The following is a 13,541-nucleotide window of genomic DNA, read 5'->3' as shown; positions in this document are numbered from 1 at the left end:
TCTCTTTTTCTTGATTATATCATGGGGGCCGAGGGGCGGGCAACAGGAAGTTTGGACGGGGCGGCAAAGCGCCCTTGCCAAACGGGGGGATTTCCTCTATAATATGGGACTAGAATGAGATCATGCGGCTGGGCCGCAGTAACGGAGGAAACAATATGCTGGATCAGAAGTATTTTGAGGAGATGGAGGCCAAGATCCCCAAGGGGAAGGTGCGCACCCGCTTTGCCCCCTCTCCCACGGGATATATGCACGTGGGCAATCTGCGCACCGCCCTGTATACCTGGCTTATCGCCCGGAACGCCGGGGGCACCTTTATCCTGCGCATCGAGGACACCGACCAGGGCCGGCTGGTGGAGGGCGCCACCGACGTGATCTACCGCACCCTGGCCGAGTGCGGCCTGGACCACGACGAGGGTCCCGATGTGGGCGGCCCCGTGGCCCCCTATATCCAGTCTCAGCGCCGGGACACCTATGGCAAGTACGCCAAGCTGCTGGCGGAGAAGGGCCACGCCTACTACTGCTTCTGCGAGAAGTGCGAGTCGGAGGAGGACTCCGGCGACTTTGCCCGCGCTGCCGACCCCTGCCGGGACCTGCCTTTGGAGGAGGCCCTGGCCCGCGTGGAGGCGGGGGAGCCCTATGTCATCCGCCAGAAAATTCCCCAGGAGGGCTCCACCACCTTCCACGACGCCATCTTCGGGGACATCACCGTGGAGAATAAGACCCTGGACGACCAGGTGCTGCTCAAGCGGGACGGCCTGCCCACCTATAACTTTGCCAACGTCATCGACGACCACCTGATGGGCATCACCCATGTGGTCCGGGGCAGCGAGTATCTGTCCTCCGCCCCCAAGTATGACCTGCTGTATCGGGCCTTCGGCTGGGACGTGCCCGTGTACGTCCACTGCTCTCCCGTCATGCGGGACGCTCAGAACAAGATGTCCAAGCGCCACGGCGACCCCTCTTACGAGGACCTGCGGGCCCAGGGCTTCCTCACCGAGGCCATTTTGAACTATGTGGCCCTGCTGGGCTGGTCCCCCCGGGGCGACATCGCGGAGCAGGAGGTGTTCTCCCTCCAGGAGCTGGCCAAGGCCTTTGACCTGGCGGGCATGTCCAAGTCCCCCGCCATCTTCGACATCGAGAAGCTGACCCACTTCAACGCCATCTATCTCCGGGCCATGACCCCGGAGGCCTTTGCCGACGCGGCCCGGCCCTATATCCGCCAGGCGGTGCAGCGGGAGGACATCTCCGTCGACGACATCGCCGCCCTGCTCCAGGCCCGGTGCGAGAAGCTCACCGACATCCCCGAGAAGGTGGACTTCTTCCAGGCCCTGCCCGAGTATGACGCGGAGCTGTTCACCAACAAGAAGTCCAAGACCAACCCCGAGGTGTCCAAGCGGATGCTGGAGGCGGCCATTCCCATGCTGCGCCAGCTGCCCGACTGGACCCAGGACGCCATCCACGACGGACTGGTGGACCTGGCCGCCCAGCTGGAGGTAAAGAACGCCACCCTGATGTGGCCCGTGCGCATCGCCGCTGCGGGCAAGGCCGTCACCCCCGGCGGCGCGGTGGAGATCTGCCGCATCCTGGGCCGGGAGGAGACCCTGAAGCGCCTGGAGCTGGGGCTGGAGAAGCTGAAGTAAATTTAAGAGAGAAAAACCCTCGCTGTCGCCAAAATTTTGCGGCAGCGAGGGTTTTGTAAAAAGACGGATTGCCGCGTCGGCGCTTTGCGCCTCCTCGCAATGACAGGTTTTCGGGACGGTGCTGTTTTGACGCAGCAGCCGATTTTTTGTCATTGCGAGGAGCGCAGCGACGCGGCAATCCGTTTCTTACTGTTTTCGATATACGTGGATATCAAATCCCGCCTGGCAGTCCAACTGCTCCAGAGCGGACAGACGGTCTACGCCCTCTTTTGGGGTCTTCCAGGCGTAGGGGGTCATGCCGAACAGGGCCATGATGTCCTGATTGGAGGAGAGGGACAGGGTGCAGCGGACCTGGTCCGCCCCCTGCCAGACAAAGCCGGGGTAGTCCTCCCGCTTCACCGGGTTCTCATAGGGCCTGGCATAGAGCACCTGCTTCATCTCCCACAGGTGCCGGGCGGAGGGCACCACATAGCAGAACAGCCCGCCGGGGCGCAGCACCCGGAAAAACTCCGTCGGGGCCAGTGGGGAGAACACGTTCACCAGGGCGTCCACGCTCTCGTCGGCCAGGGGCAGGTGATAGACGGAGGCCACGGCGAATTCCCCCTGGGGCAGGCGCTTGGCCGCCCGGCGCAGGGCGAATTTAGAGATATCTACTCCGGCGAGCCTGGGCACACACCCGGCGGCGGTCAGGGCCTGATACAGCCCGGCGGTGTAGTACCCCTCGCCGCAGCCGCTGTCCAGCAGAGCGGGGGAGGGGAGGGCCTTGCACTCCTCCGCCACCCGGGCACACAGGGCATCCCGCAAAGGGGCGTAGTAGCCCCGGTCCAGAAAGGCGGAGCGGGCGGCCACCATGGCCTTGTCATCCCCGGGATTTTTGGAGTGCTTTCGGTTGGCGGGGAGCAGATGGGTATAGCCGGCCGCGGCCACGTCGAAGCAGTGGCCGCCGGGGCAGAGATAGCCCTGCTCCTCCCGCGTCAGGGGGGCGGAGCACAGGGGGCATCGGAATAAGCTTGTCACATGGTTCACCTCAACTACCATTATGGCGTGAAACGGAGAAAATGGCAAGCCCGATTTCGTCCGGCAAAACAGGTTCCGGCGGAATAAAATGAAAAATTTTGTGATTCCCCCTATGCAAACGGATAGAATTATATTAGAATAGACCGTAAGAAAACAGACAGGAGTGGTTCCAATGGAGCAACCTAAGTATAAACGAGTGCTGCTGAAGATCAGCGGCGAGGCCCTGGCGGGCGACGCCTCCCGTGGGCTGGACTTTCATGTGATCGGCCAGGTGTGCGACGTCGTCAAGCGCTGCGTAGAGCTGGGCGTTCAGGTGGGCGTGGTCGTAGGCGGCGGCAACTTCTGGCGGGGCGTGAAGGACGGCGGCGACCAGATGGAGCGGGTCCGGGCCGACCACATGGGCATGCTGGCCACCGCCATCAACGCCCTGGCCGTGGCCGACGTGCTGGAGCAGAAGGGCGTGGAGGTCCGGGTACAGACCGCCATCGAGATGCGGGCCATGGCCGAGCCCTATATCCGCTCCCGTGCCATCCGGCACCTGGAGAAGGGCCGCGTGGTCATCTTCGGCTGCGGCACCGGAAACCCCTTCTTCTCCACCGACACCGCCGCCGTGCTGCGGGCCGCCGAGATCGACGCGGACGTGATCCTGCTGGCCAAGAACATCGACGGTGTCTACTCCGCCGACCCCAAGGTGGACCCCGCCGCCGTGAAGTATGAGACCATCACCTATGACGACGTGCTGGCCCAGCACCTGAAGGTGATGGACTCCACCGCCACCTCCCTGTCCATGGACAACAAGATCCCTGTGCTGCTGTTCGCGCTGAAGGACCCGGAGAACATCCTGCGGGCCGTGATGGGCGAGAAGATCGGCACGGTGGTGGGCGGCTGACGCCCATTTTAAAAGTTCCAGGCGCGGCCTGGGATAGAAGAAAGGAAGTCGAGACCATGAGTCCTGAGATCAAGAATTATGATGAGAAAATGCTGAAGACCATCGAGGTGGTCAAGGCCAACTTCGCCTCCGTCCGGGCGGGCCGTGCCAACGCCGGCGTGCTGGATCGCATCACCGTGGAGTATTACGGCACTCCCACTCCCCTGAACCAGGTGGCCGCCGTCAGCTCCCCCGACCCCCGCACCCTGGTCATCCAGCCCTGGGACGGTTCTCTGCTGAAGGCCATCGAGAAGGCCATCCAGACCTCTGACCTGGGCATCAACCCTCAGAACGACGGCCGTGTGCTGCGCCTGGCCTTCCCCCAGCTCACCGAGGAGCGCCGCAAGGAGCTGACCAAGCAGGTGAAGAAGTATGGCGAGGAGGGCAAAGTCGCCGTGCGGAACATCCGCCGGGACGCCATGGACGAGATCAAGAAGAAGACCAAGAAGTCTGAGATCACCGAGGACGACCAGAAGAACCTGGAGAAGGAGCTTCAGGACCTGACCGACAAGCGGTGCAAGGAGATCGACGAGCTGACGGCCAAGAAGGACAAGGAACTGATGGCGGTCTGACCGAATGACAAGCTTCCCCCAAGGGGGAAGAGGGGTGCAGAATGCGGGGGTGGCTCTGTGTTCTGCATCCTTTCTGTCTATTAAATTGAAGAGGATGTCGGAGACATATGCCATTTTTTAAATCAAAAGAGGAGCAGGGGCCAAAGGTAGATTTTGAACACCTGCCCCGCCATGTGGCCATCATCATGGACGGAAATGGCCGGTGGGCCAAGCGCCGGGGACTGCCCCGCACCGCCGGGCACGCCGCCGGGGCGGAGACCTTCCGCCGGGTGGCCACCTATTGCAAGGAGATCGGCCTGGACTATCTCACCGTGTACGCCTTTTCCACCGAGAACTGGAAGCGCCCGGCGGAGGAGGTCTCCGCCATCATGGGTCTGCTGAAAAAGTATCTGCTGGAGGCCATCGGCAAGATGGAGCGGGACCGGGTGAAGATGGAGTTCTTCGGGGACCTGTCCCCCCTGACGCCGGAGCTGCGGGAGCTGATCGAGCGCACCCGGGAGATCTCCAGGCACTACGAGGGCTGCCAGGTGAACATCTGCCTGAACTACGGCGGGCGGGACGAGATCCTGCGGGCCGCCCGGGACTTTGCCCGGGACTGCGCCCAGGGGAAGGCCGACCCGGACAGCCTGACGGAGGAGCAGTTTTCGGGAAAGCTCTTTTCTAAAGGGGTGCCCGACCCGGACCTGATCATCCGCCCCAGCGGGGAGCTGCGCCTTTCTAACTTCCTGCTGTGGCAGGCGGCCTATGCGGAGTTCTATTTCACCGACGTGCTGTGGCCCGACTTCTCCAACGAGGAGCTGCTGCGGGCCATCGCCGATTTTCAGGGCCGCAAGCGGCGGTTTGGAGGTGTGTGAGCCATGCTGACGCGGATCATTGTGGCGGTGGTGCTGGCCCCATTCTTTTTCTGGGTGCTTCTGGCCCCGCCCACCCTGTGCCTGGCCCTGCTCATGTCTGTTATTTGCGCCCTGGCCAGCTATGAGCTGCTGAAGGCCACCCAGGTGGCCCACCACAACCTGATGTATGTCTTTACCGCCCTGGCGGCGGTGGTCGTCCCCCTGGGCTATTGGTCCGGCTATGGCAGCCTGGTCACCCGGGCTGTGGCCCTGATGCTGATGAGCGCCCTGTTCTTTGTGGCCATCCTCCGGTATGACGAGGAGAAGCCCCTGGGGCTGGAGCAGGTGATGGTGTGCATGTTCGGCGGACTGCTGATTCCCATGTTCCTGTCCTCCCTCATCGTGCTGCGGGGGATGGAGCATGGCCGGTGGCTGGTGCTGCTGCCCGTCATCTGCGCCTTTCTCACCGATGCGGGGGCCTATTTCGCCGGGGTGTTCCTGGGCCGCCACCGGGGCATCACCCGGGTCAGCCCCAACAAGTCTCTGGAGGGCTATATCGGCGGCATTCTGTCCGGGGCGGTGTTCCTGCTGCTGTACGGCCTGGCCCTGCAGCGCTTCGCTGGGCTGACGGTGTCCCTGCCCGTTCTGGCTCTGTACGGCCTGCTGGGCAGCGCCGTCACCGAACTGGGGGACCTGTCCTTCTCCCTCATCAAGCGGCAGTATGGCATTAAAGATTACGGCCATCTGCTGCCCGGCCACGGCGGGATGCTGGACCGGTTCGACTCTATGACGTTTGCCGCGCCCATGCTGCTGCTGTTGGTAGAGATCATCCCCGCTTTTTAACGGCGCAGAAACGGCGGGGCAGAAGGAGTTTACTATGTCAAAACGAATTTCACTGTTAGGGTCCACCGGCTCCATCGGGCGGCAGACCCTGGACGTTATCGACGCCTGCGGCATGGAGGTGGCTGCCATCACGGCCAACTCCAGCGTGGACCGGCTGGAGGAGCAGGCCCGGCGCTATCACCCGGAACTGGCGGTGCTCATGGACGAGAAGGCCGCCGACGACCTGAAGGTGCGCCTGGCCGACACCCCGGTGAAGGTGCTCTCCGGCATGGACGGCCTGCTGGAGGCCGCCGCCCTGCCCAGCGCGGACACGGTGCTCACCGCTGTTGTCGGCATGGTAGGTCTGCGGCCCACCCTGGCCGCCATCCGGGAGGGCAAGCGCATCGCCCTGGCGAATAAAGAGACCCTGGTGTGCGCCGGCGACCTGGTGATGGAGGAGGCCCACGACTTCGGCGCGGAGATCCTCCCCGTGGATTCCGAGCACTCGGCCCTGTTTCAGTCTCTGGAGGGCAACCGGGACCGGGGTCAGGTGAAGCGCCTGATCCTCACCTGCTCCGGCGGGCCCTTCTTCGGAAAGACAACTGAGGAATTGCAGCGTGTGACAAGGGAGGACGCCTTACACAACCCTAACTGGTCCATGGGGGCCAAGATCACCGTGGACTCCGCCAGTCTGATGAACAAGGGGCTGGAGGTCATCGAGGCCATGCACCTCTATCACATGCCGGCAGAAAAAGTTTCTATCGTGGTCCACCGGGAGAGTATCATTCACTCCCTGGTGGAATACTGTGATAATGCCATGATCGCCCAGCTGGGCTCGGCGGACATGCGCCTGCCCATCCAGTATGCCCTCACCTGGCCCCGGCGGGTGCCCGGTCCGGCCAAGGAGCTGGACCTGTGGAACTGCGGGCCGCTGACCTTTGCCCACCCGGATCTGGACACCTTCCGATGCCTGAAGCTGGCCCTGGACGCGGCCAGGACCGGGGGCACGGCGGGGGCCATCCTCAACGGTGCCAACGAGGCGGCGGTGGCCCAGTTCCTGGCGGGCAAGATCCGCTTCCTGGAGATCGCCGACAAGGTGCAGCGGGCCATGGAGACCGTCCCGGTGATTCAGGACCCCAGCCTCACCGACGTGCTGGAGGCGGACGCCGCCGCCCGGGAGGCCGCCCGGTAAGCCCACCGGCCCTTTTTCACTGGAGGTACTATGTTTTATATCATTCTCGCCATCCTCATTTTCGGCGTTCTCATCGCCACCCACGAGCTGGGGCACTTTGCCACCGCCAAGCTGCTGGGGGTGAAGGTGAACGAGTTCTCCATCGGCATGGGTCCCGCCATTTTCAAGTGGGAGAAAGGGGAAACCCTTTACAGCCTTCGCCTGCTGCCTGTGGGCGGCTACTGCGCCATGGAGGGGGAGGACGACGACTCGGCGGACCCCCGGGCCTTTGGCCGGGCCGCCACCTGGAAGAAGATCGTCATCCTGTGTGCCGGGGCGGCCATGAACTTCCTCACCGCTCTGCTGCTGGTGCTGATTTTGTACCTGCCCCAGCAGGGGAAGGTGGTGGAGACCTATGGCGGGCCCATCGACGGCTATGGCACGGAGAGCTGCGGCCTGGAGCCGGGGGACCGGTTTTTGAAGGTGGACGGCCACGCCGTGCTGGTGTACGGCAACGCCCGGCTCTATCTGGACCGGGCGGGGGATACGGTGGACTTTGTGGTGGAGCGCAATGGGGAAAAGGTCCGGCTGGACGGGGTGGCGCTGCCACGGCAGCAGCGCACCGACGAGAAGGGCAACGTGACCAATCTCCGGGGCATCACCATGAGCCGGGAGGTGGAGCCTCTGAACCTGCCTGGCCGGGTGGTCTATGCCTGGAACACGGGGATGGACTTTGTCCGTCTGGTGTGGCTGAGCCTGGGCGACCTGGTCCGGGGCGCGGTGGGCCTGCGGGACCTGTCCGGCCCGGTGGGCATCGTGGACACCATGACGGAGGCGGGCTCCTCGGCCCAGACCCCCTACGCCGCCTTCTACACCCTGACCTATTTCACCGCCCTGATTGCCGCCAACCTGGCGGTGATGAACCTGCTGCCCCTGCCCGCCCTGGACGGGGGACGGGTGCTGTTTTTGGTGCTGAACGGTGTGCTGTACGGGCTGTTCCGCAAGAAGATCCCCCCTCAGTATGAGGGATATGTGCATATGGCCGGTCTGGCCGCCCTGATGGCGCTGATGGTGGTAGTCACCCTCAGCGATGTGGGCAAGCTGCTGGGCCGCTGAACACTTGCCGCTGTCCGCAGGCCTCCGGGTCTGCGGGCAGCGGCCTTGAAGAGAAGAAAAGGGAGCGTGTGACCATGACAAAGCAAATTCACGTGGGCAAGGTGGCGGTGGGCGGAGGGGCCCCAGTGTCCATCCAGTCTATGACCAACACCCGCACCGACGACGTCCAGGCGACCTTAAAGCAGATTCGCACCCTGGCCGCCGCCGGGTGCGACATCATCCGGGTGGCCGTGCCCGACATGGCCGCCGCCCGGGCCGTGGCCAAGATCAAGGAGGAGAGTCCCCTGCCCGTGGTGGTGGATATCCACTTTGACTATAAGCTGGCCCTGGAGGCCATCGCCGCCGGGGCGGACAAGGTCCGCATCAATCCGGGCAACATCGGCGGGGAGGACCGGGTGAAGGCGGTGGCCGACGCCTGCCGGCAGCGGGGCATCCCCATCCGCATCGGCGTGAACGGCGGCTCATTGGAGAAGGACATTCTGGCCAAATACGGCCACGTCTGCCCAGAGGCCATGGTGGAGTCCGCCTTTGGCCACATCCGCCTGCTGAACAAGTTCGACTTTGACGACATCTGCGTGTCCTTGAAGTCCTCCAGCGTGCCCATCACCATGAAAGCCTATCAGCTGATGAGCCGAGAAAGTGATTATCCTTTACATATCGGCGTGACCGAGGCGGGCACCGTGCGCATGGGGACGCTGAAATCCGCCGTGGGCATCGGCGGCCTGCTGGCCCTGGGGGTGGGGGACACCATGCGGGTGTCCCTGTCCGCTGACCCGGTGGAGGAGGTCTATGCCGCCCGGGACATTCTCAAGGCCGCCGGTATCCGCAAGGACGGGGCGGAGCTGGTGTCCTGCCCCACCTGCGGGCGCACCCGTATCGACCTCATCTCCCTGGCCAACGAGGTGGAGCAGCGGCTGAAGACGGTGGACAAGCCCATCACCGTGGCCGTGATGGGCTGCGTGGTCAACGGCCCCGGGGAGGCCTCCGCCGCCGACTGCGGCATCGCCGGGGGCGTGGGGGAGGGCCTGCTGTTCAAAAAGGGCCAGATCATCAAAAAGGTCCCCCAGGACCAGTTGGTGGACGAGCTGTTCCGCCTGATCGACACCCTGTAACACACTGCATCCACAAGGAGGGACACCATGTCCAAAGTGATCCCATTTTTAGAGATGTTCTCCGCCCTGCGGCGGTGGACGGAGCTGGCCAATGCCGTGGAGCCCTGGCAGATCACCTCCGTGGTGCTGAGTCGCGCCCAGCGCAGCGCCGATATCCGGGTCTCCGGCGCGGCGGGGGCCGGACCCAACCTGGTGCGGGAGGCGGAGGAGACCATCTGCCGGGCCTATGCCATGAACAGCGTGAAGATCTCCTGCACCCAGCCCGCGCCCCAGCTGGAGCGGCCCGCCGCGCCCAAGGCCCAGGAGCCTGCGAAAGCTGCGCCCGCGCCCAAACCCCAGGCGGAGCCAAAAACAAAAGTGGAGCCGAAAGCAAAAGCGGAGCCGAAACCGGAGCAGGGGGACCCCTTCGCCCGCAGCGAGGCCATCCGCCGGGCGGCCATGGAGCGCTCCTCCGTCCGCCCCGCCGCCCACGCCGAGCGGAAGAGCAAAGGCGAGGCCATCTTTGGCCGGGCGGTGACCAAACGGCCCACCCCCATGAACGAGCTGGAGCTGGACATGGGCGTGGTGGTGGTGGAGGGCGATGTGTTCGCCGTGGACCACAAGGAGCTGAAAAAGCGGGGGGCCTGGGTGGTGGCCTTTGACCTGACCGACTACACCGGGTCCATCCGGGTGAACAAGTTCTTCCCAGGGGACGAGGGCAAGCCCATCGTGGACGGGGTGAAGAAGGGGATGCACCTGAAGGTCCAGGGGCGGCTGAACATGGACCGCTTCTATGGCGACATGGTGCTGGAGCCCATGGCCATCACCACCGCCCCCCAGGAGCAGCGCCAGGACACCGCCCCGGAGAAGCGGGTGGAGCTGCATCTGCACACCAACATGTCCGCCATGGATGCCCTGACGGCGGTGGGCTTTAAGACCGACTCGGTCATCGGCTCGGACAAGAACGTGGTCAAGCGGGCGGAGCGGTGGGGCCACCCCGCCATCGCCATCACCGACCACGGCGTGGCCCACGCCTTCCCCAACGCCAAGCACTCGGCCAAGAACATCAAGATATTGTTCGGCGTGGAGGCCTATTATATCAACGACGTGGACGACCGGGTGGTGGTCCACGGCCAGCCCGATCAGCCCTTTGACGACGAGATCGTCTGTTTTGACATCGAGACCACCGGCCTGGACCGGCGGCGGGAGGTCATCATCGAGATCGGCGCAGTGGTGCTGAAGCATGGAGAGGTGGGGGAGCGGTTCAACACCTTTGTCGCCCCCGGGCGCATCCTGGACCCGAAGATCATTCAGCTCACCGGCATCACCGATGAGATGCTGGAGGGAGCCCCCAGCCAGGAGGAGGCCCTGCGGGCCTTTCTGGACTTTGTGGGGGACCGGCCCCTGGCCGCCCACAATGCGGACTTTGACATGGGCTTTATCTCCGCCGGGTGCCGGAAATACGGCATCCCCTTTGAGAATCCCTCCATCGACAGCCTGATCCTGGCCCAGAATCTGCTGCCCGACCTGGGCAAGTATAAGCTGGACATCGTGGCCGAGCACCTTCAGCTGCCCGCCTTCAACCACCACCGGGCCAGCGACGATGCGGCCACCGTGGCCTATATGCTGCCCCACTTCTTCCGCAAAATGGAGCAGCTGGGGCTGCACAACTTAAAAGACATCAACCCCTATATGCCCAAGCTCCGCCGTGGCGGCAAGGCCCGGCGGCAGCCCAAGCACCTGATCGTGCTGGCCAAGAACAACACCGGTCTGCGCAACCTGTATAAGCTCATCTCCCTGTCCCAGCTGGAGCACTTCAAGCGCTATCCCATCATGCCCAAGTCCCTCATCAACGAGAACCGGGAGGGGCTGATCATCGGCTCGGCCTGCGAGGCGGGGGAGCTGTTCCGGGCGGTGGTGGATGGCAAGGACTGGGCGGAGCTGAAGCGCATCGCCGCCTGGTATGACTATCTGGAGATCCAGCCCATCTGCAACAACATGTTCATGCTGCGCAAGGGCATGGTCCGGTCAGAGGAGGAGCTGCGGGACTTTAACCGCACCATCGTCCGCCTGGGGGAGGAGCTGGGCAAACCGGTGTGCGCCACCGGCGACGTCCACTTTCTGGACCCGGAGGACGAGGTATACCGCCACATTTTGCTGGCGTCCAAGGGCTTTGACGACGCGGACTCGCCCCTGCCCATCTATTTCAAGACCACCGACGAGATGCTGAAGGAGTTCTCCTACCTGGGCAAGGAGAAGGCCTATGAGGTGGTGGTGAAGAACACCAACTTCATCGCCGACTGCTGCGACCCCATCGAGCCCCTGCCCCAGGGTCTGTTCGCCCCCAAGCTGGAGGACTCTGACGGGGAGCTGAAGCGCCTGGTGTGGGGTAAGGCCCACGAGCTGTATGGCGAGGAGCCGCCCCAGATCGTGGTGGACCGCATCAACGCCGAACTCTATGACATCATCCGCTGCAAGTATGACGTCATCTATATGTCCGCCCAAAAGCTGGTGCAGAACTCCCTGGAGCACAGCTATCTGGTTGGCTCCCGCGGCTCCGTGGGTTCATCCCTGGTGGCCTTTATGTCGGGCATCACAGAGGTAAATTCCCTGCCCGCCCACTATCGCTGCCCCAAGTGCAAGCACACCGACTTTGACTATGCCCAGGACCTGGCCCACCCCTATGGCTGCGGCGCGGACATGCCCGACGCCGTCTGTCCCGTGTGTGGGACGCCCTATGTAAAGGACGGCTTTAACATCCCCTTCGAGACGTTTTTGGGCTTTGGCGGCGACAAGGTCCCCGATATTGACCTGAACTTCTCCGGCGAGTATCAGTCCAGCGCCCACAAGTATACCTTCGAGCTGTTCGGCCAGACCCACGTGTTCCGGGCCGGGACCATCGGCGCGGTGGCGGAAAAGACGGCCTATGGCTATGTGAAGCACTATCTGGACGAGCGGGGCCTGGTGGTGTCCAAGGCGGAGGAGAGCCGCCTGGCCCTGGGCTGCACCGGCGTGAAGCGCACCACCGGCCAGCACCCTGGCGGCATGGTGGTCATCCCCCAGGACAACGAGATCTACGACTTCTGCCCCGTGCAGCACCCCGCCGACGACCCCAACAGCGAGATCGTCACCACCCACTTTGAATATCACTCCATGGAGTCTAACCTGCTGAAGCTGGACATGCTGGGCCACGATGACCCCACCATGATCCGTATGCTGGAGGACCTGACCGGGGTGAACGCCCGCCAGATCCCCCTGGACGACAGGGACACCATGTCCATCTTCCAGTCCTCCAAGGTCCTGGGCTATGAGAACGACAAGGTGCTGGGCCCCACCGGCGGCACCGCCATCCCAGAGTTCGGCACCACCTTCGTCCGGGGGATGCTGGAGGACACCCAGCCCAACCAGTTCGATATTCTGGTCCGTCTGTCCGGCTTCTCCCACGGCACCGACGTGTGGCTGGGCAACGCGAAGGACCTGATCACCTCGGGCACGGCCAAGGTCAGCGAGGCCATCGGCTGCCGGGACGATATCATGCTCTTCCTCATCTCCAAGGGGATGCCCCCCCAGCGCTCCTTCAAGATCATGGAGGCGGTGCGAAAGGGCCGTGGCCTGCCCCCCGGGGCGGAGGACGAGATGCGGGCGGCTGGCGTGCCCGAGTGGTACATCGGCTCCTGCAAAAAGATCGCCTATCTGTTCCCCAAGGCCCACGCCGTGGCCTACGTGATGATGGCTTTCAGGATCGCCTGGTTCAAGGTCCACCGGCCCCTGGCCTTCTACGCGGCCTATTTCTCCATCCGGGCCAAGGCCTTTGACGAGGCCTTTATGTGCCGGGGCATGGATGTGTGCCAGCAGAAGATGCGCCAGATCATCGCCAAGGACAAGGAGGCCACCGCCGTGGAGCAGGACATGCTCACCACCCTGGAGGTGTGCTATGAGTTCTATCTCCGGGGCTTCACCTTCCAGCGCATGGACCTCTATCAGTCCGAGGCCATCCGCTTCACCGTGGACGAGGAGCATAAGGCCCTGCGGCCCCCCTTCGTGTCCGTGGCCGGACTGGGGGAGACGGCGGCCCTGTCCCTGGCCGAGGCCCGGAAGGGCCGGCAGTTCATCTCCGTGGAGGAGGTGTCCGCCGCCTGCCCCAAGGTCTCCAAGACCCACATCCAGCTGCTGAAGGAGGCCGGGACCTTCGGCGACCTACCCGAGACCAGCCAGATGAATTTGTTTTCTATGTTTTGATACCTGTCATTCCAAGTTTACGGATTGCCGCGTCGGCCCGCTGGGCCGCCTCGCAATGACAGGACTTAGACCCTCCGTCGTGTTTTGGATACGGCGGAGGGCCTTTTACATA

At 63.7% G+C, this 13,541-nt stretch carries 10 protein-coding genes; 9 read left to right on the top strand and 1 reads right to left on the bottom strand.

The genetic code is table 11. The features are described 5' to 3' along the window. Nucleotides 1–155 precede the first annotated feature (155 nt). Nucleotides 156–1,640: a glutamate--tRNA ligase gene (gene gltX / locus ACSAMP_RS11720; RefSeq protein WP_457800580.1), complete on the top strand. Its 1,485-nt coding sequence runs from the start codon at nt 156–158 to the stop codon at nt 1,638–1,640. Nucleotides 1,641–1,826: 186 nt separating this feature from the next. Here the strand turns inward: gltX and ACSAMP_RS11715 are convergent, their stop codons facing one another. Next, complete coding sequence (locus ACSAMP_RS11715) at nt 1,827–2,657, bottom strand: putative RNA methyltransferase (RefSeq protein WP_457800579.1); 831 nt, start codon at nt 2,655–2,657, stop codon at nt 1,827–1,829. A 172-nt stretch (nt 2,658–2,829) separates the two neighbouring features. Between ACSAMP_RS11715 and pyrH the strand changes: the two genes are divergently transcribed. The 8 genes from pyrH (at nt 2,830) to ACSAMP_RS11675 (ending at nt 13,429) form a co-directional block, all read left to right on the top strand. Further along, on the top strand, nt 2,830–3,546 hold the full coding sequence (gene pyrH / locus ACSAMP_RS11710) for a UMP kinase (protein ID WP_147563509.1): 717 nt from the start codon (nt 2,830–2,832) through the stop codon (nt 3,544–3,546). A 56-nt stretch (nt 3,547–3,602) separates the two neighbouring features. Beyond that, entirely contained in the window at nt 3,603–4,157 is a 555-nt protein-coding gene (gene frr, locus ACSAMP_RS11705; protein WP_147563510.1) for a ribosome recycling factor, read from the top strand. 107 nt (nt 4,158–4,264) lie between these two features. After that, nucleotides 4,265–5,011 carry an undecaprenyl pyrophosphate synthase gene (locus tag ACSAMP_RS11700; protein ID WP_457800578.1) on the top strand — a complete coding sequence of 249 codons (747 nt, stop codon included), beginning with the start codon at nt 4,265–4,267 and terminating at the stop codon, nt 5,009–5,011. A 3-nt stretch (nt 5,012–5,014) separates the two neighbouring features. After that, nucleotides 5,015–5,833, top strand: a complete 819-nt coding sequence (locus tag ACSAMP_RS11695) for a phosphatidate cytidylyltransferase (protein ID WP_457800577.1) — start codon at nt 5,015–5,017, stop codon at nt 5,831–5,833. 34 nt (nt 5,834–5,867) lie between these two features. Further along, nucleotides 5,868–7,004, top strand: a complete 1,137-nt coding sequence (locus ACSAMP_RS11690) for a 1-deoxy-D-xylulose-5-phosphate reductoisomerase (RefSeq protein ID WP_457800576.1) — start codon at nt 5,868–5,870, stop codon at nt 7,002–7,004. A 30-nt stretch (nt 7,005–7,034) separates the two neighbouring features. Then, nucleotides 7,035–8,099, top strand: a complete 1,065-nt coding sequence (locus ACSAMP_RS11685; protein ID WP_457800575.1) for a M50 family metallopeptidase — start codon at nt 7,035–7,037, stop codon at nt 8,097–8,099. 68 nt (nt 8,100–8,167) lie between these two features. Beyond that, nucleotides 8,168–9,211, top strand: coding sequence for a flavodoxin-dependent (E)-4-hydroxy-3-methylbut-2-enyl-diphosphate synthase (ispG, locus tag ACSAMP_RS11680; protein WP_457800574.1), 1,044 nt, complete (start codon nt 8,168–8,170; stop codon nt 9,209–9,211). A gap of 27 nt (nt 9,212–9,238) precedes the next feature. Then, entirely contained in the window at nt 9,239–13,429 is a 4,191-nt protein-coding gene (locus ACSAMP_RS11675; protein ID WP_457800573.1) for a PolC-type DNA polymerase III, read from the top strand. Nucleotides 13,430–13,541 lie beyond the last annotated feature (112 nt).

It is taken from the genome of Flintibacter sp. SJQ-8 (assembly GCF_054108085.1).
This window is presented reverse-complemented; position numbering and strand designations above follow the sequence as displayed.

Excerpts from the sequence above, each read along its gene's own strand:
- gltX (WP_457800580.1), top strand. The coding sequence starts at position 156 with ATGCTGGATCAGAAGTATTTTGAGGAGATGGAGGCCAAGATCCCCAAG.
- pyrH (WP_147563509.1), top strand. The coding sequence starts at position 2,830 with ATGGAGCAACCTAAGTATAAACGAGTGCTGCTGAAGATCAGCGGCGAG.
- frr (WP_147563510.1), top strand. The coding sequence starts at position 3,603 with ATGAGTCCTGAGATCAAGAATTATGATGAGAAAATGCTGAAGACCATC.
- ACSAMP_RS11700 (WP_457800578.1), top strand. The coding sequence starts at position 4,265 with ATGCCATTTTTTAAATCAAAAGAGGAGCAGGGGCCAAAGGTAGATTTT.
- ACSAMP_RS11695 (WP_457800577.1), top strand. The coding sequence starts at position 5,015 with ATGCTGACGCGGATCATTGTGGCGGTGGTGCTGGCCCCATTCTTTTTC.
- ACSAMP_RS11690 (WP_457800576.1), top strand. The coding sequence starts at position 5,868 with ATGTCAAAACGAATTTCACTGTTAGGGTCCACCGGCTCCATCGGGCGG.
- ACSAMP_RS11685 (WP_457800575.1), top strand. The coding sequence starts at position 7,035 with ATGTTTTATATCATTCTCGCCATCCTCATTTTCGGCGTTCTCATCGCC.
- ACSAMP_RS11675 (WP_457800573.1), top strand. The coding sequence starts at position 9,239 with ATGTCCAAAGTGATCCCATTTTTAGAGATGTTCTCCGCCCTGCGGCGG.